We start from the raw sequence: 16,796 nt of genomic DNA, 5'->3' as shown, positions 1-16,796 counted from the left end.
GCGGCTCGGTGGGCAGTGCGTTGGGAACGCGCTGCTGTTACTTGCCGATGATTTCCTTGAACCAGTTCGGATGATGCTTTCTCGCCCAGCCATAGGTTACGGTGCCGCGCGTCATCGCGCCGACCGAGCCCTTGATCCACAACGCCGCATAGATATGCACGACGATGCCGACCATCAGCACGAACGCCGCGGCCGCATGCACCACCGCTGCGAGCCGGATGACCCCGATCGGGAAATAGAACGAGAAGTAACGCCGCCAGATCACGATGCCGCTTGCGAGCAGCAACACGAGGCAGACTACCATCGTGAAGAACAACAGCTTCTGACCGGCGTTGTATTTGCCGATCGCGGGCAGTTTGTCCTCGCGATTGTTGAGCACGTCGCCGATCTGCCGCACCCACTGCATGTCGGCTTTGTCGAGATAGTTGTGATGCCAGAAGCGCAACGCAAGAATCAGGAACGACACGAACATCACGCAGCCGATGAACGGATGCAGAATCCGCGTCCATTGCCCCCCGCCGAGAATCGCGTAGAGCCACGACATCGCCGGATGAAACATAGCGAGGCCGGAGATCGCCAGCAACACGAACGAGATCGCGGTGATCCAGTGATTCGTGCGCTCGTTCGGCGTGTAGCGCACGATCAGGCGATTGCCCTTCACGTCCTTCAGCGGGGTATGCTCAGGATGCTTCATTGGATACCTCCCTCGAACGGCGCGCTTCGTCGGCTTCGCGCTGGGCTTCGACTTCGTCCTCTTCCGTCACCTCGTTCGGACCGACACGCGTGTAATGGAAGAAACCGGCCACCGCCGCGAACGCGATGCCGGCCAGCGCCAGCGGCTTCGCCAACCCTTTCCACAGCCCAACCATCGCGCTGATCTTCGGATTGTCCGGCAAGCCGTGATACAGCGTCGGACGATCGGCATGATGCAGCACGTACATAACGTGCGTGCCCCCCACCCCAGCGGGATCGTACAGGCCGGCGTTCTCGAAACCCCGCTCCTTCAGATCCACGATCCGGTCCGCGGCCTGCTGATGCATGTCCTCCTTGGTGCCGAACATGATCGCGCCCGTGGGGCAGGTCTTCACGCATGCCGGTTCCTGGCCCACCGCCACGCGATCCGAACACAGCGTGCACTTGTACGCGCGATGATCCTTCTTCGAAATGCGCGGCACGTTGAAGGGGCAGCCAGTGATGCAATAGCCGCAGCCAATACAGTTTTCCTCGTGGAAATCCACGATGCCATTCGTGTACTGCACGATCGCGCCAGGCGCCGGGCAGGCCTTCAGACAGCCCGGATCCTCGCAGTGCATGCAGCCATCCTTGCGGATGAGCCACTCCAGATCGCCTTGCGCGTTCTCGTATTCGGAGAAGCGCATCACGGTCCACGAATGTTCGGTCAGATCGGCCGGGTTGTCGTACACGCCGACGTTCGTGCCGACTTCGTCACGCAGGTCGTTCCACTCCATGCAGGCGGTCTGACATGCCTTGCAGCCAATGCACTTCGACACGTCGATGAGCTTGGCGACCGTGCCGGTAGCCGGCTCGCGCGCTTGCGGCGCGGGCACGGTGGTGGCCGACATGCGTTTGATATCCAGTGATTGCAGTGCCATCTCTTTTCCTTATGCCTTTTCGACCTTGACGAGGAACGACTTGAATTCCGGTGTTTGCGAATTCCCATCGCCCACGGAGGGCGTCAGCGTATTGACGAGATAGCCGGGCCTCGTGAGTCCCTTGAAGCCCCAGTGCAATGGCAAACCGACCGTCTGTACTTTCTTCCCTTCGATTGTCAGCGTTTTGATCCGCTTGGTGACGAGCGCCACGGCGATCACGTGCCCGCGATTGGACGACACCTTGATGCGGTCCCCCGCCACCACGCCGACCTCTTTCGCCAGATCCTCGCCGATCTCCACGAACTGTTCCGGCTGAATGATCGCGTTCAGATGCGCATGCTTGGTCCAGTAGTGGAAATGCTCGGTCAGACGATAAGTGGTCGCGGTATGCGGGAAGTTCTCGTGCGTGCCGAACGCGGCCCGGTCGTCGGGGAACACGCGCGCCGCCGGGTTGCTGACGACCGCCTTGTTGTCCGGATGCAGCGGGTTGTAGCCGAGCGGCGTTTCAAACGGCTCGTAGTGCTCGGGGAACGGCCCTTCCACCAGACCGTCGCGCGCGAAGAAACGCGCCACGCCCTCCGGGTTCATGATGAACGGATTCATGCCGTTCTCGGGCGGCTCATCGGCCTTGAAGTCGGGGATGTCGGCACCCGTCCACGCGCGGCCGTTCCACGCGATCAGCTTGCGCTTTGGATCAAACGGCTTGCCGCTCAGGTCGCACGAAGCGCGGTTGTACAGAATCCGCCGGTTCGCCGGCCATGCCCACGCCCAGTTCAGCGTATTGCCGATGCCGGTCGGGTCGGAGTTGTCGCGGCGGCCCATCTGATTGCCCGCCTGAGTCCACGATCCGCAGAAGATCCAGCAGCCGCTCGCGGTGCTGCCGTCGTCGCGCAACTGCGCGAAGCTCGCCAGCTGTTCGCCCTTCTTCGCGAGCACCTTGGTTTTGTCGGTCGGATCGGTGACGTCGGCGAGGGCCTTCCCGTTGAACTCCATCGCGAGTTCTTCGGGCGTCGGGCTTTCCGGATCGGCATATGGCCAGCTCATGTTGAGGATCGGATCGGGGTACTTGCCGCCGTCCTTTCTATAAGCATTGCGAATGCGCAACCACAGCCCCGCCATGATCTCGAGATCGCTCTTCGCTTCGCCGGGGCCCTCCGCGCCCTGCCAGTGCCACTGCAGCACGCGGCTCGAACTGACCAGCGAGCCGCGCTCCTCCGCGAAACAGGTGGTCGGCAGACGGAACACTTCGGTCTGGATCGAGGCCGTATCGACGTCGTTGAAAACGCCGTGGTTCTTCCAGAACTCGGAGGTTTCCGTGGCGAGCGGGTCCATGATCACGAGCCACTTCAGCTTGGCCAGGCTCGCGCCGATCTTGGCCTTGTTCGGCGCCGCGGCAAGCGGGTTGAAACCCTGCGCGATGTAGCCGGTCATCTTGCCCTGGTTCATCAGCTCGAAGACCTGCAGCATGTCGTATGACTTGTCGAGCTTCGGCAGATAGTCGAAGCCGAAGTTGTTCTCGGCCGTGACATTGTCGCCCCACCACGACTTCATGAAGCTGACGTGGAATGCGCGATAGTTGCGCCAGTAGCTCAACTGATTCGGCCGCAGCGGCTGCGTGGCGCGCTTCGTGATGTACGCATCGTAGTCCTGCTCCGCTTCCATCGGCAGCGTCATGTAGCCCGGCAACAGGTTTGACATCAGGCCGAGGTCGGTCAGGCCCTGGATGTTCGAATGGCCGCGCAACGCGTTCATGCCGCCGCCCGCGATGCCGATGTTGCCCAGCAGCAATTGCATCATCGCGCCGGTGCGGATGATCTGCGAGCCGACCGAGTGATGGGTCCAGCCGAGCGCGTAGAGCACCGTGCCGGCGCGTCCGGGGACCGCCGTCGATGCCAGCATCTCACACACGTGCAGGAACTTCTCCTTCGGCGTGCCGCAAATTTTCTCCACCTGCTCGGGCGTATAGCGCGAGTAGTGCTGTTTCATCAGCTGATAGACGCAGCGCGGGTCTTGCAGCGTCGGATCGACCTTGGCAAAGCCGTCGTCGCCGCGCTCATAGTCCCACGAGCTCTTGTCGTAGCTGCGCTTTTCGGCGTCGTAGCCGGAGTACAGACCGTCGGTAAACGAAAAATCCTCACGGACGATGAACGACATGTCCGTGTAATTCTTCACGTACTCGTGCTGGATCTTGTCGTTGGTGAGCAGATAGTTGATCACCCCGCCCAGGAACACAATGTCCGAGCCGGTCCGGATCTGCGCGTAATAGTCGGCGACCGACGCCGTGCGCGTAAAGCGCGGGTCGACCACGATCAATCGCGCCTTGCGGTGCGCTTTGGCTTCCGTGACCCATTTGAAACCGCATGGGTGCGCCTCGGCCGCATTGCCGCCCATCACGAGAATCACATCCGCGTTCTTGATGTCGACCCAATGGTTCGTCATCGCTCCACGGCCAAACGTCGGGGCAAGACCTGCCACCGTCGGGCCGTGTCAGACACGTGCTTGATTGTCGAACGCGAGCATGCCAAGACTGCGGACAGTCTTGTGCGTCAAATAGCCTACTTCATTACTACCGGCAGAGGCGGCCAGCATGCCGGTGGTCAGCCAGCGATTGACCTTCTTGCCGTCTTTCGTCGTCTCGACGAAGTTGGCATCGCGGTCCTCCTTCATCAGTTTGGCGATGCGGTCAAGCGCGTCTTCCCACGAGATGCGTGTCCATTCATTGGATCCTGCCGCGCGGTACTCGGGAACTTTCAACCGGCTCGGACTATGAATGAAGTCGATCAGGCTCGCGCCCTTCGGGCAAAGTGTGCCGCGATTGACAGGATGGTCGGGATCGCCTTCGATGTGGATGATGCTGGACTTCGCGTTCTTGGCGTTGTCGCCCAGTCCGTACATCAGGATGCCGCAGCCCACCGAACAGTACGGGCAGGTATTGCGGGTTTCGGTCGTGCGCGACAATTTGTACTGACGGACTTCCGCTAACGCGGGTGTCGGCGAGAAGCCCATCAGGGCTAGACTCGATCCGGCGAGCGTGGTGGCGGAAACCTTCATGAATTGTCGCCGGGACATATGGGTCATTAATGGCCTCAGCTCTTTTCGGGGATACTGATTGAGATTATAGATGCCCGTGCTCAATGCTGCAGCGAGGTATCTTGTTATCCCGCAATGCGACAAATATGAAGCGTCGCAGCCTGTTTAACAATTCCGGGCATTCATCGTGCTGCGTCGTTTTAAGTAATTCATCCACCTTTACAGTTGGTCGCGATTTTCCTTTCACCCTCTATGGGCAGGTTTCTGTCATGACACTGAATCTTCGCTTTCTAACCACCCGCCGCGCGTCGAGCGGCTGGGCGTCGCTGGCAGTGGGAATCGCGATGCTCGCTGCAAGCCCATGCGGTATTGCGCAAATTCCCCAGAACAGCGGCGCATCACAGCAAGAAAACCGTACTTCCCCGATGGGGTCCCAGCCCGATCGGGCCGCCTCGGCCGTTCACGAATCGCAAAAGCCGCAAACCCGGGACGGCAGCCCGGCGACGGCGCGCGGCAAAACCGGGGCCAAGGATCAGAAGACGCAAGGCGCGGGCGGATTCGACAATGGTTTGTACGGCACAGGGGCTGGCAGCAACAAATAAGAGACCATGCAAAAAAGACCCCAAGGGTTTTAACGTTGGCCATCTGACCAACTGGAACCAGGCGATAGGCACGCCGATCACATGCCATCGGCAACACCACGGTAGCTGGACGCAGTGCCGTTGTGCGAGGCGGCGCTGTCATCAGCGGCGTTCGATTGTGCAAACGAAATAGCCGGAACGGCGAGTACTACGGCAACTGCAATGGCTTGAAGGAAGCGTCAGGTTTACCTGCGCTTAGCTTTTCGAAGTCTTGAGCAGACATGCCGCGTCCTTTATAGAGGAATGCCGTCAAGTTCCAGATCGTCTGATCGTCTTGCGTTTTGCCGAATGCTGGCATCGCGGTCATTTTCACGCCGTTTTTGATCACCCAGAACATCATCTGAGGGTTGTTGCGGCGCGTTGCGCTTAGCAATTCCGGCGCGAGCGGAAGGATGCCCTGACCGATCGGACTCAGCGTTTGCCCCGGCGCGCCGTGACACGCGACGCAAGTGCCCTTGTAGAGACGGGCGCCAGCTTCGACGTTGGCGACGGTCATCAGGTCGGTCGGCACCTGGATGCCGGCCGCATGCCGGTGCAGCGACTGAAGGTAAGTCTTATGCAACGCCCAGGCAACAAGCGGGTTGTGTCCGGATGCGGCCGACACATCGTACAGGCCCGAATACATAAAGCCGAATCCGCCCGCCACGACCGCGACAATGGCTGCAACGAAAGCGCTCAGCGTGGAATGACGGACAAGAAAAGAGGAGTCTTTAGCTGTGCTCATGTTTGATCACCTGCTGGAAGCGATATAACTGTCGGCTCGAACCTGGTATGAGATGCATGCAAACAGAATGGCCACTCCGTCGCGAACAACGAATGTGCCGTGAAAGAAGCGGCTATTTCAGGCCGCACAGTTCGCTTTCACGTGCAGGTACTGGCATGCGACCGGCGTCCAGGAGGACGTTCGCACGCTGGGTCCATGTGTCTCCGTTCCTGATTGAACCGGACGAGTATTCGCACAACCGCCGGTACCAAACAGGACGAGAACGATCGCAAGGCAACGCGGGGCTTTCATGGAGATCCAGATATTTGGAAAAGGAGCTCGTATGTGGCAAAGGAGCCCCGCGATACCGGTGCCTTCTACGCCGGGAAGTGAACGGTCGCGCGGTCATGTCATATAGGCGCGCTACGCCCACCATGCTGACAGGCATGGCGCTCGACGCGAGGGACTCTACTCGAACGCGCCTTGTTCGCGTTGAGACCGTGCAGTCATTATTGGATCGGATAGTTGACGGCACCCTTGCTCGTTGATTACAGAATTGTCATTAACGGGGTAAAGGACCGGACCATCGGCTGCACTGGTTTTTGACGAAATGCGCTGGTCGTTTACATGTTCCGTTCTGTTGTTGACCAATCTATGGTCTCGTAGCATGTTGCTATCAACGGAACGGGAGATACCAACATGCCCATGGGACGACCGGAGGCCGAACTGGTGTTGAGTGAAGATGAACGCTCGCAACTGACTTCGATAGCGCGTTCGCGCTCGATTTCTATGGCAGTCGCAAGCATCTCAAGGTCAAGGCGTGGCTGGCAGCAAAGCCCCGCTGGCACATGCATTTCATTCCCACCCACAGTTCGTGGCTGAACCAGGTCGAACGCTTCTTTGCGCTGATCACCGACGACGGAGCCAATTTGCGAAAGCGCAGCCGCGACCCAACCACTTGAGGAACTTGGACTTGCCAATGAATGTTACGACTTATGGACTGCATGTTGCGAAGCGGAGGTGTCAGATGTACGGGTTGGATGAACAAGCCGGAGCACGTGGCGGTGCTGCTCGTGGCCGTCAATATCGCTTGAGCGACAGTACGTCGAAGGTACGACGGATCGTTTCAGCCGACTTCTCGTAGTCCGATAGCGCGAGGCACGCAATCAGCACGTCGATGATCGCTAGTTGTGCAAGACGGCTCGTCATGGCTTCCGTGCGAAATTTGGTCTCGCGCGCCATGGTGAACAGCACGATATCGGCAAAGGCCTGAATCGGCGAACGCCCGAAGTTCGTGAGGCAGATGGTGCGTGCGCCGGCTTCCTTGGCGAGGCGCGTTGCCGTCACTGTTTCGTGCGTGCTGCCCGAGTGGGAGATGGTGAGCGTCGCCACGGTGGGGTCGCAAAGCGACGCGCTGATGACCTGGATATGCGGGTCGATCACCGCGCGTACGTCGAGCCCGATGCGCAGCATGCGGTAGTGCGCATCTTCGGCGATCGACGCCGCGCTGCCCACCCCGTAGATTTCAATGCGGCGGGCGTTGCGGATCACCCCGACCGCCCGCTCGAGTTCGCCGACATCGAGCGTGGATTGGGTTTCGTGCAGGGTCTGCACGTTCGAGCTGAAGATTTTCGAAATTACCGCCGCCGCGTCGTCGCTGGGCTCGAGGTCTTCGTGAATCATCTGTACCGGGCGCACGATTTCCTGCGCCAGCACGATCTTGAGCTGCTGAAAACCGGTGGCCCCGATCGCCTTGCACAGGCCGACCACGCTGCCTTCGCTGGCACCCACGCGCTCGGCGAGGTCACTGACCGACATGTGCACCACTTCCTGCGCGCGCTCGCGAATGAAGTCGGCGATGCGTTGGCTGGTGGCGCCGAAGGTCGGATAAAGCTGCTCGATGCGCGACAGGATCGCCGACACCGAATTCGGCTGGGCCGAGGCTCCGGACCCGGCACTCGCCGCGCCCTTTATTGCGGATTTCATCCAGGCTCCTGTGAAAGAATTCGCCCAGCCGCCGGCCCGCCGCGCGGGACGCGCTTCGGGCCACCCAATGCGCAACACGCGACCGCGCCCCACGAGGTACCAGCAGCGAGAGCGACTTCCGAACGTGATGAAAGCGGCGAATATCAAAGGTCGCGCGAAGTCGCGTACGCCACCGCGTCGATAACCACCAGTCGAATGACGTTTGCCGCGTCCACGATCCCGCCTGCCGGCGGAAGTCAGAGCCCGCCTCCGCGGGCCGGAGCCAATTCAGCTCAAGTGAAGGGCCATTGCCGGATCGCTGACAGTCGGCTTGCCCGTTTCAATACGTCCCGAGAAGCGGCGCATGAAGTTGTCTCCCGTCACCGTGAAGTCGTACCAGTTGCCGCTGCCCGAGAGATCCCAGTGCAGCATGCCGACATCGCCCACAGGAACATTCAACTGCCAGGGGCCATCGGTGCGGTAGGCGTTGGACTGCACGGTCACCGTGCCGGGCGCGCGACCGGAGTTGTGCAACTTCACGTAGACCTGGCCCGCGTCCGTGTCGTAGCAGACCTGCACTTCGGGCCTGAAGGTCGCGACACTGGCGGCGACTGCGTTGCCCGCGAACGTACGCAGGAAACCATTCGGACCGTAGACCCACAGCTCGTATTTGCCGAGGTCGCCCTTCAGCGTGTCGTCCCAGTAGTCCTCGAGCGTCTTGCCGGCTTCGACCGTATATCGGCGCGGGATGCGGTCCAGGTGATTCTTGTCGTACACATGGAACACTGCTCCTTGCTTACCCGTGTTGCTGAACATCAGCTTGACGAGACCGGGCCCCTCGATGCGTGCGCTGGTATGCAGCTCATAGGGCAGCGCGCGCGAAAAGCGTGTGCCCGGCTCCTGGAACAGCGGCTGCGGCGTAGCCGGCGGCGCTGCGATGGGCAGTGAAGCCTGGGCGGCAAGCACGGCCTGGTAGTTGCTCGTATCCGGCAGTTTGGGAAAGACCGGATCGTTGGGCGAAACAAAGTCGAAACACGAGGTCAGGTCGCCACAGACCGCGCGGTGCCACGGACTGACCGCGTCGACAGTAATATCGAAGCGCTTCTCTAAGAACAGGCTCATCGACGTGTGATCGAAGACCTGCGAGTTGACCCATCCGCCCTTGCTCCACGGCGAGATGACGTACATCGGCACGCGCGCGCTGAGACCCCACGGCCGCACATTGCCGCTGATGGTGTCCTGGGCGTTCAGGTATTTTCTGGCCGGATCGGAGAAGTACTCACCGTCCAGCGGGAACGTGGCCTTGCCTGCCAATGTGCCGTCCAGGTTGTACGACGGTGGCGCCGGCGGCGGTACATGATCGAACAGGCCGTCGTTCTCATCGTAGGTCAGAAAGAATGCGGTTTGCGCCCAGACCTCTGGATTGGAGGTGACCGCGTCGAGCACTTCGGCCGTGAAGTTGGCACCAATTGCTGGATTGCTGTTGCCGGAGTGCTCCGAGTTGGCGGCTGTGCACAAGATCCACGACACTTCGGGCAACTGGTTGCTCATCACATCGTTTTTCAGGTCCGCAATGGAATAGTCCGTCAGACCCTTCACGTACAGCGGATCGCCGGGCTTGGCAGTGCGGAAGTCCTGGAAAGCCAGGCCGCCGTGCATGGCGCCGGTCCAGTTGTCGTTGGTGTCCTGGTAGATTTTCCAGCTCACGCCGGCCTTCTCGAGTACTGACGGCAGGGAAAGCCATGTGAGTGCATTGTCCGGATACGTATACCCCGGCGTCGGCATGGTGCCGGTGATCCAGCAACGATCATTGTTGGGTTCGGAGGTCCGGTCGTCGCTATTGATGCCCTTCTTCGCCAGCTTCGGATCGAAGCCCGAGCCCGAGAAGAAAACCACGCGATTCGGGTCCGTGCCGCTCGTGGTCGAGCAGAAGTGGTTATCACAGATCGTGAACGCATCGGCCAGCGCGAAATGGAACGGAATGTCGCTGCGGGCAAGATAGCCCATCGTGTACTGCGTCTTGTAAACGGGCCAATGGCCTGACTTGCCCTGGTTCCAGGCGGCCTGCATGTCGGAGAAGCTGTGCGGCGTGCTGGGCGACTGCAATGCCTTGACCTTGGTCATATCCATGTGATACGGCGGAATCTCTTTACCGCTTGCGTCCTGCTGGTACCAAACGTCCTTGCCGCTTTCAAGCGGAATCGGCAAGCGGTCACCGTAGCCGCGTACGCCCCTCAGGGTGCCGAAGTAGTGATCGAAGCCGCGGTTTTCAAGCATCAGAATCACAATGTGCTTGATGTCCTTGATGGTGCCGGTGTCTACCGCAGCTTGGATGGAAAGCGCGCGGGCGATACTGGGCGGCAGTACGCCCAGCGCGAGGGCGGCGCCTGCCGATTTGGCGGCGCCGGTGAGGAAACTGCGTCGATCGAGTTTTTTCATGGTCTTGACTGCGTAGGGATTGAGCACTGGGGCGGCACTTCGTGGCGTCAGGGCGCGCAATGCAGCTTGACGGCAGGTGCGGCGGGCGACGCCCGATTGGCGGTAGCAGTGGCGTCCGCGCCTGACGGGTTTGTCGAAGACCCGCCGCAAGCGGTTAGCGACAGGCTCAGAACGATGCAGGCCGCTACGGCACGGCCATACAACAGGAATTGGGTCATTGGCGGGAGCTCATCGGGTAGTATGGAGTTAGTACAACTTATGGAAAACACAAAGTTGACCGATCTCCGTGGTGATCAGGTCTGGCCAGAACATGGCGCCAAGACCTGGGCAGTAGCGGGTACAGGCACACAGAATAAAAACTGAATGTGTCAGCAGAATGAAGACATTTCATTTTCAAGAAAAGATACGCTGAGAAAAACTCATTCTGCTTCTGTCGGTTGCGGCTCTGCCAGAGACCGCTGGCCACGACACCTTCCATCCCGGTTGAACCCCGCCGCTGGCATGGCCACTGTTGATGCAGTACGGAGAGCGGGTTACGCTTGCGGTGCCATCCTGCAAGAAGTCATTTTTAGTTAGGATAACTTCCGATCTTCCGAGGTCTGTGCATCTGACGCCATTGTGAAGCCTACTTTCGCTTGCTTTTTTTGCGGATGAATGTGGCCGGGAACGACAGACAGCAGGCAGCGATGTGATGCGCCATCGACCCGTCGCTTCGCTCGAAAAGCCAGACGTCGGCATGGCCACTGAAGCGGGTCGTAGGCACTCGGTCAGGTCCAACGGCGGGAGTGGTCGAGAGCGTGTGACAACACGCGCGTATTGCTGCGCGACTTCCGCATCCTCACGCGCCGTCTGTTCGGCCGGGGGCACAGATATCGAATGCCAGTTGCCTGTGCAACGGTGCACCATTGGCGTGCTGCGACGTGCAGGAGTACGCGAAGTGGTGCGCTGCCGGCGCATGCGCAGCTCGTTCACCTAGCCCTTTTGCTCGCCATGAAATGTCAGTGATCCCTCTTCCATTTAGGGGTTCACAAGCATCGAAGAAGCCCGCACATGCGGTGGGACGAAAACTGGCATAGCAGTTGCTTAATAGACCATGCTGAGGTTCGCCGTACGCGGCGAGCATCAAACAGCACCCCCGTTATCCAGACAAAGGCGTCTTGGATAACACCGGCCAAAAAGGTCCGACATCAGCGCGTCTGATGCCGGACCTTTTTCGTTTTGCGATCGCATTATTGTCGGAGTTCAAGCAATGAAAAGCCGCACATCTTCAGCAGTCGGTTCAGGCTTTGCTACCGGTGCCCTGCCTCGGCTTGGGCGTGTTCTGCTCGCCATGCTCAGCGCCAGCGCTTTAGGCTTCGTTCACCCCGCTCTCGCGGCGCCGCTGCAACCCATCGAGTTTTCCGAGGCGGTACATAACCTCGGTTACATCGACCTCTACGTCGCACGGCACGCGAAGCTGTTCGAGAAGCACGGGCTGACGGTGCACCTGAGCGCGGCCGGTGGGGACACGCAGGCTTTCGCCGCGGTGCTCGGCAAGACCGCGCAGTTCGCCGTCGGCGATCCGACCATGGTGGAGATGTCTCGCGAGCGCGGCGGACCGGGCATCGTCGTCGGGACGCTGGTGCAGCGCGCACATTACTTTGGCGTATCGAAGACCGTGGCGCGCATCACCGATCCCAAGGCTTTCAAAGGTCTGACCCTGGTCACGTCGCCCGATCCGAATACCGAGTACAGCGTCACCAAGAAACTGCTGCAGGACAATGGCCTGAAAGTCGGCACAGACACGAAGATCGTCGAAGTGACCCCCGGCACGGAAATCGGCGCCATGCTCGCGGGTCGCGCCGACATCGCGTTTGCGCAGCAGCCGATGGTCGCGGCTGCAATGGCGCAAGGGGCGAAAGTGGTATTCGACTTCTCGAGCTATATGGGCCCGTTCTGCAATACAGGGATCATGGTGCTGCCGGAGTATGCGAAGGCGCATCCCGACGTCGTGCAGTCGCTCGTGGACGCACTCGAAGAAGCCGCACGTCTTACGTATGCCAAGCCCGACTACGCAAAGGAAGTTGCCCGTGCGGAGTTCCCGGACCTGCCGCCCGACGTGGTGAACAAGGCGATCGATATGGAGTTGCAGTACAAGATCCCGGCGCAGACGCTGCCGGTCGACCGGCAGCAGTGGGACAAGCTGATATCGATGCAGAAGTACCTGGGCAACGTACAAGGAACGCTCTCCTATAACGACGTGATCGACAACACCTTCTCCGACAAGGCGGTCAAAACCGCCGTGGCGGACGCAGGCGCAACGGTGGCGAGGTCCAAATGAAGCTAGCGGGCGCGGACGCGCCTGCAGCGCAGGCGGAAGGGACGGCCCGTCCGTTCGCCCCGCTGGTTGCGCGAGGGGTCGGCAAATCGTACGGCGAGGATGACGGCGAACTGAACCAGGTCATCGGCGACATTTCCTTCAGCCTCCGTGCTGGGGAAATTGTCAGCCTGGTGGGTCCATCTGGTTGCGGCAAGACCACGCTGCTGAACCTGATGAGCGGTCTTACGCAGCCAACGCGCGGCGCGGTGCTGTGGCACGGCCAGGCGCTGAATGACGTCCCCAGGGGAATCGGCTACATGTTGCAGAAGGACATGCTGATGCCATGGCGCAACGTGTTAGCCAACGTCACGCTTGGCCTCGAAATGACCGCAATGCCGCGCGCGCACCGCGAGAAAAAGGCGCATGCGATGCTCGGCAAGGTTGGACTCGCACCGTATTACGACTATTACCCGTCGGCTCTATCCGGCGGGATGCGTGCACGGGTTGCGCTCGCGCGCACGCTCGTGACCGACCCCGAAGTGATGCTTCTCGACGAGCCGTTCGCGGCGCTCGATTTCCAGACGAAGCTGGTGCTCGAAAGCGACATGGCCCGGCTGGTCAGGGGCCAAGGTCGCTCCGTCCTGCTGATCACGCACGACGTCGAGGAGGCGGTCTCGCTGTCGGACCGCGTGATCGTCCTCACCCACCGTCCGTCGCGCATCAAGGCAATCCACGAGATTCACCTGGAATGCGATCGCAACGACATGATGGCCGCCCGCGACGCTGCGGGCTTCACCGCCTACGTACGCGAGATCTGGTCTCAGCTCGACGTGCGCATGGGCGAACGTTGAAAAGGAACCCGCGTGCAAGAAACCCGCTCCCCGGCACCCCCATATGCGCCCGCATCCCTCAAATGGCGCAGGCTGCTGCGCCGTTGCCGTGGCAAGCTCGCCGTAGCCGCCTGTCAACTCGCGCTGCTCGCTGCACTGCTCGCACTCTGGCAAGTTGCGACGTCGAGTCCGGCGCTTGCTTTCCTGTTCGGCTCGCCCAGCCAGATCTGGGGTTACCTGGTAAAAATGCAGCAGGACGGCAGTCTCCTGCACGACGCCAGCGTGACCGGTATGGAAACACTGCTCGGCTTTCTGTTCGGCAATATCATCGGCACCGTGCTGGGCTTGTCGCTATGGTATTCGCGCTTCGTCTCGAAGGTGATGCAGCCGTTCATCGTTGCGCTGGGCTCGATTCCGATCGTCGCACTCGCGCCTATCGTCATCATCTGGTTCGGTACCGGGTTAGCGTCAAAACTCGCCATGTCGACCCTTTCCGTCGTGGTGGTGGCGCTGGTCACCGCGTACAAGGGCGCGACCAGCGTCGATGACGATCAGATCAATCAGATGCGCACGCTCGGTGCGAGCAAGCGGCAGACTTTCCGCAAGCTGGTGATCCCTGCCTCATTGCGCGACATCTTCGCGGGCCTCAGGCTCACGGTCGGCTTTGCGTTGATTGGTGCGATTGTGGGCGAATTCATGTCGTCGGACGACGGGCTCGGTCATGCGATTTTCAAGGCGGGCAGCCTTTACATCATTCCCAAAGTATTTGCCGGCGTGGTGGTAACCATCGCGCTCGCGCTCTTCCTGTCGTTTCTCGTCGGCCGGCTCGAGCGCTTCCTCATGCCCTGGCACAAGTTCGATTGATCTAAGCCGTCCGCCGCGATGTTGCCGGCAGATGGCATTTGGCAACCCTGAAGGAGTACGCAGCATCCTATGAGCACGCTATCCGCACATCACCAGATCATCCGCAAGGATGACCTGAAGTACGCACTGACGGCTACCGATGGTTTCATCGCCGAAGTCTCGCCTGGCGAGACCTTCGAGGTCGAGACCGAATTGAACATCGGCGGCCATCTGATTACGCAGCTCGACGAAAAGCTCGACGAGTCGAAAGTGAAGCTCCCGTTTGTCAATCCGGCCACTGGGCCCGTGCGTCTGCGCGGCGCGAAGCCTGGCGATATGGTCGTGATCGACGTCCTCGAAGTCGGCGTGCACGGTCTGGGTTACACCGCCCTGTGGCCGGGCATCGGCATTTTTCCGGATTGGGTCCGGAAGAAGGAATTCGGCATCCAGAATCGCAACGTGGTCGTCGAAAATGGCATTGTTCACTGGAGCGATTCGCTCAAGCTGGAAGCCAAGCCGATGATCGGAGTAATCGGCGTGGCGCCGGTGGCGGGTGGCACGCTCACCGTCGACAACGGTACGCACGGCGGCAACCTGGACATCCAGGAAGTCACGAACGGCAATCGCATCATGTTTCCGGTGTTCCATGAAGGCGCGTACCTGTATTTCGGCGACGTGCACGCGTTGCAGGGCGACGCCGAATGCAACGGCATGGGGGCGATCGAAATTCGTGGCCACCTGAAGCTCAAGGTCGACCTCGTCCGGGCGCCGAGCCGCATGACCTGGCCGCGCATCGAGACCCCGACGCACATTTGTACCGTCGGCTGTGCGCGGCCGCTCGACGACGCGCTGCGCATCGCGTTCGAGGAAATGGTCTATTGGCTTGAAGAGGGCTACGGCATCCCTGGTGCCGAAGCGTACATGCTGCTCGGCCAGATCGCGGAAGCGCGCTGTACCCAGATGGTAAATCCGAAATACACCTATATCTGCAAAGTCGACAAGAAGTACTTGCCCAAGCGTTGAGGAAACGGCATCGGGCCTGTTTTCATTGCTCTGAACGCTGTCGGTGATTGCGAAAGCTTCACCGGCGGAGCTCAACAACATGCGCCATCTGTTGTAAAACTATCGATCTGGAAGAAAGAGGAAAGAAAGGCGATGCCGATTTATCCCTATCGTTGTGATACCTGCGGCACTTTTGCCGTCATGCGCCGGGTGGCTGAACGCGACGCCGCCTGTGCTTGCCCCAGGTGTAGCGCTATCGCGCAGCGCATGCTAGCCATGCCTGCGTTGGCGTTTATGTCTTCGACAGTGAGTGCCGAACGCCAGGTCAACGAACGTGCGGTTTATACGCATCAACATGGAGCGGGTTGCGGCTGCGGGTCAAGTGCGCGCCCAAGCGGACAGCCGAGCGCCGAATCGCCGGCGGGTTGAATGGATTCCCCTTGCGATGGACAAAACGACAGCGGAGAAAGCATTTCACTATTGCGAAAGAACTCGCGATTACCGTATTACGCGGGTTGATCGCATGTAGTTCGTATTGGTACATGGAGGTTTGTCTCATGAGTTCAGAACCCGGCAAGATCGCATTGATCACTGGTGCGGGTAGTGGTATCGGACGCGCCACCGCTCGCAAGCTGTTTCAGCACGGCTACCGTGTGGTGCTCGCTGGACGATCCCAGGCACCCCTGGAAGCGCTAGCCGACGAGGCGCACCGACTCGGTCATGAGGCACTTGCCGTTCCCACCGACGTCACGGACGCCGCCAGCGTCGCCGCGCTCTTCGACGCGATACGACAACGTTACAACCGCCTCGATCTTCTCTTCAACAATGCTGGCCGTGGCGCACCGGCCGTCGATATAGACGAACTCAGTCTGGACGATTGGCGCGCCGTCGTGGACACGAATCTGACGGGTGCCTTCCTCTGCACGCGCGCTGCCGTCGCGTTGATGAAAACGCAACTGCCGCGCGGCGGACGGATTATCAACAACGGCTCGATCTCCGCGCACGCGCCGCGTCCGAACAGTATCGCCTATACGGCCACCAAGCACGCGATCACCGGTTTGACCAAATCCACATCACTCGACGGACGCAAACACGACATCGCCTGCGGACAGATCGACATCGGCAACGCTCTGACCGACCTGGCGGCACGGATGGCGAACGGAGTGCCACAGGCCAACGGTGAAATTGCCGTCGAGCCTCTGATGGATGTGGAGCACGTCGCCGGTGCGGTCCTTTATATGGCTGATCTGCCACTCGATGCGAACGTGCAGTTCATGACCATTATGGCGAGCAAGATGCCGTTCGTCGGGCGGGGGTAGCGAAGTTACAACGGTTGCGGGCGTCTGGCGGCGCCTGTCTCTTCGGTGTCTATCCGGACGCGCCGCATCGGCCGGCCCGCGCGCTTCGTTCATGCATATCATGAACGCGAGT

The 16,796-nt window shown here is 60.4% G+C and carries 13 protein-coding genes and 1 pseudogene; 8 read left to right on the top strand and 6 right to left on the bottom strand.

The window, feature by feature from the left end; all coding sequences use genetic code 11:
• Window positions 1–37 precede the first annotated feature (37 nt).
• From ABQJ48_RS08730 to fdnG, 3 genes are read right to left on the bottom strand one after another with little or no spacing between them, the layout of a single operon-like run.
• Window positions 38–694 (bottom strand): formate dehydrogenase subunit gamma, encoded by a 657-nt coding sequence (locus ABQJ48_RS08730; protein ID WP_367837351.1) that lies wholly within the window; start codon window positions 692–694, stop codon window positions 38–40.
• Window positions 681–1,613: a formate dehydrogenase subunit beta gene (gene fdxH / locus ABQJ48_RS08725; RefSeq protein ID WP_367837349.1), complete on the bottom strand. Its 933-nt coding sequence runs from the start codon at window positions 1,611–1,613 to the stop codon at window positions 681–683. The genes ABQJ48_RS08730 and fdxH overlap by 14 nt, the downstream gene beginning before the upstream one ends.
• A 9-nt stretch (window positions 1,614–1,622) precedes the next feature.
• Window positions 1,623–4,691, bottom strand: coding sequence for a formate dehydrogenase-N subunit alpha (fdnG, locus tag ABQJ48_RS08720; RefSeq protein ID WP_367837348.1), 3,069 nt, complete (start codon window positions 4,689–4,691; stop codon window positions 1,623–1,625).
• Window positions 4,692–4,789: 98 nt separating this feature from the next.
• Here fdnG and ABQJ48_RS08715 point away from each other — a divergent pair, with 98 nt between their 5' ends.
• On the top strand, window positions 4,790–5,245 hold the full coding sequence (locus ABQJ48_RS08715) for a hypothetical protein (protein ID WP_367837346.1): 456 nt from the start codon (window positions 4,790–4,792) through the stop codon (window positions 5,243–5,245).
• Window positions 5,246–5,432: 187 nt separating this feature from the next.
• Here ABQJ48_RS08715 and ABQJ48_RS08710 read toward each other — a convergent pair whose 3' ends face one another.
• The gene (locus tag ABQJ48_RS08710; RefSeq protein WP_367837344.1) at window positions 5,433–6,008 is read right to left on the bottom strand and encodes a c-type cytochrome; all 576 of its coding nucleotides are present in this window, start codon (window positions 6,006–6,008) and stop codon (window positions 5,433–5,435) included.
• A gap of 761 nt (window positions 6,009–6,769) precedes the next feature.
• Here ABQJ48_RS08710 and ABQJ48_RS08705 point away from each other — a divergent pair.
• A pseudogene (locus ABQJ48_RS08705) lies at window positions 6,770–6,901 on the top strand (IS630 family transposase); the annotation flags it as partial.
• Window positions 6,902–7,067: 166 nt separating this feature from the next.
• On the opposite strand, the gene ABQJ48_RS08700 reads toward ABQJ48_RS08705, so the two are convergent.
• Window positions 7,068–7,973, bottom strand: a complete 906-nt coding sequence (locus ABQJ48_RS08700) for a MurR/RpiR family transcriptional regulator (RefSeq protein ID WP_367837343.1) — start codon at window positions 7,971–7,973, stop codon at window positions 7,068–7,070.
• Window positions 7,974–8,240: 267 nt separating this feature from the next.
• Entirely contained in the window at window positions 8,241–10,391 is a 2,151-nt protein-coding gene (locus tag ABQJ48_RS08695; protein ID WP_367837342.1) for a phosphocholine-specific phospholipase C, read from the bottom strand.
• Between the two features lie 1,249 nt (window positions 10,392–11,640).
• Here ABQJ48_RS08695 and ABQJ48_RS08690 point away from each other — a divergent pair.
• The 6 genes from ABQJ48_RS08690 (at window position 11,641) to ABQJ48_RS08665 (ending at window position 16,684) form a co-directional block, all read left to right on the top strand.
• Window positions 11,641–12,711: an ABC transporter substrate-binding protein gene (locus ABQJ48_RS08690; RefSeq protein ID WP_367837341.1), complete on the top strand. Its 1,071-nt coding sequence runs from the start codon at window positions 11,641–11,643 to the stop codon at window positions 12,709–12,711.
• Window positions 12,708–13,541, top strand: a complete 834-nt coding sequence (locus tag ABQJ48_RS08685) for an ABC transporter ATP-binding protein (protein ID WP_367837340.1) — start codon at window positions 12,708–12,710, stop codon at window positions 13,539–13,541. The genes ABQJ48_RS08690 and ABQJ48_RS08685 overlap by 4 nt, the downstream gene beginning before the upstream one ends.
• A 12-nt stretch (window positions 13,542–13,553) precedes the next feature.
• Window positions 13,554–14,384, top strand: coding sequence for an ABC transporter permease (locus ABQJ48_RS08680; protein ID WP_367837339.1), 831 nt, complete (start codon window positions 13,554–13,556; stop codon window positions 14,382–14,384).
• Window positions 14,385–14,453: 69 nt separating this feature from the next.
• Window positions 14,454–15,386, top strand: a complete 933-nt coding sequence (locus tag ABQJ48_RS08675; RefSeq protein ID WP_367837338.1) for an acetamidase/formamidase family protein — start codon at window positions 14,454–14,456, stop codon at window positions 15,384–15,386.
• Between the two features lie 132 nt (window positions 15,387–15,518).
• Complete coding sequence (locus ABQJ48_RS08670) at window positions 15,519–15,794, top strand: FmdB family zinc ribbon protein (RefSeq protein WP_367837337.1); 276 nt, start codon at window positions 15,519–15,521, stop codon at window positions 15,792–15,794.
• 128 nt (window positions 15,795–15,922) lie between these two features.
• Window positions 15,923–16,684: an SDR family oxidoreductase gene (locus ABQJ48_RS08665; RefSeq protein ID WP_367837336.1), complete on the top strand. Its 762-nt coding sequence runs from the start codon at window positions 15,923–15,925 to the stop codon at window positions 16,682–16,684.
• The last annotated feature ends 112 nt before the right edge of the window (window positions 16,685–16,796 follow it).

This window comes from Paraburkholderia suaedae, assembly GCF_040812055.1.
Taxonomy (GTDB): Bacteria; Pseudomonadota; Gammaproteobacteria; order Burkholderiales; family Burkholderiaceae; genus Paraburkholderia.
Note: the sequence above shows the minus strand (reverse complement) of the source record. Positions and strands in the feature narration are given on the sequence as shown.

What these genes read in the sequence shown, in the direction of transcription:
- ABQJ48_RS08695 (WP_367837342.1), bottom strand. Translation starts at nt 10,391, where the DNA reads ATGAAAAAACTCGATCGACGCAGTTTCCTCACCGGCGCCGCCAAATCG.
- ABQJ48_RS08700 (WP_367837343.1), bottom strand. Translation starts at nt 7,973, where the DNA reads ATGAAATCCGCAATAAAGGGCGCGGCGAGTGCCGGGTCCGGAGCCTCG.
- ABQJ48_RS08670 (WP_367837337.1), top strand. Translation starts at nt 15,519, where the DNA reads ATGCCGATTTATCCCTATCGTTGTGATACCTGCGGCACTTTTGCCGTC.
- ABQJ48_RS08675 (WP_367837338.1), top strand. Translation starts at nt 14,454, where the DNA reads ATGAGCACGCTATCCGCACATCACCAGATCATCCGCAAGGATGACCTG.
- ABQJ48_RS08690 (WP_367837341.1), top strand. Translation starts at nt 11,641, where the DNA reads ATGAAAAGCCGCACATCTTCAGCAGTCGGTTCAGGCTTTGCTACCGGT.
- ABQJ48_RS08730 (WP_367837351.1), bottom strand. Translation starts at nt 694, where the DNA reads ATGAAGCATCCTGAGCATACCCCGCTGAAGGACGTGAAGGGCAATCGC.
- ABQJ48_RS08665 (WP_367837336.1), top strand. Translation starts at nt 15,923, where the DNA reads ATGAGTTCAGAACCCGGCAAGATCGCATTGATCACTGGTGCGGGTAGT.
- ABQJ48_RS08685 (WP_367837340.1), top strand. Translation starts at nt 12,708, where the DNA reads ATGAAGCTAGCGGGCGCGGACGCGCCTGCAGCGCAGGCGGAAGGGACG.
- fdxH (WP_367837349.1), bottom strand. Translation starts at nt 1,613, where the DNA reads ATGGCACTGCAATCACTGGATATCAAACGCATGTCGGCCACCACCGTG.
- ABQJ48_RS08715 (WP_367837346.1), top strand. Translation starts at nt 4,790, where the DNA reads ATGAAGCGTCGCAGCCTGTTTAACAATTCCGGGCATTCATCGTGCTGC.
- ABQJ48_RS08710 (WP_367837344.1), bottom strand. Translation starts at nt 6,008, where the DNA reads ATGAGCACAGCTAAAGACTCCTCTTTTCTTGTCCGTCATTCCACGCTG.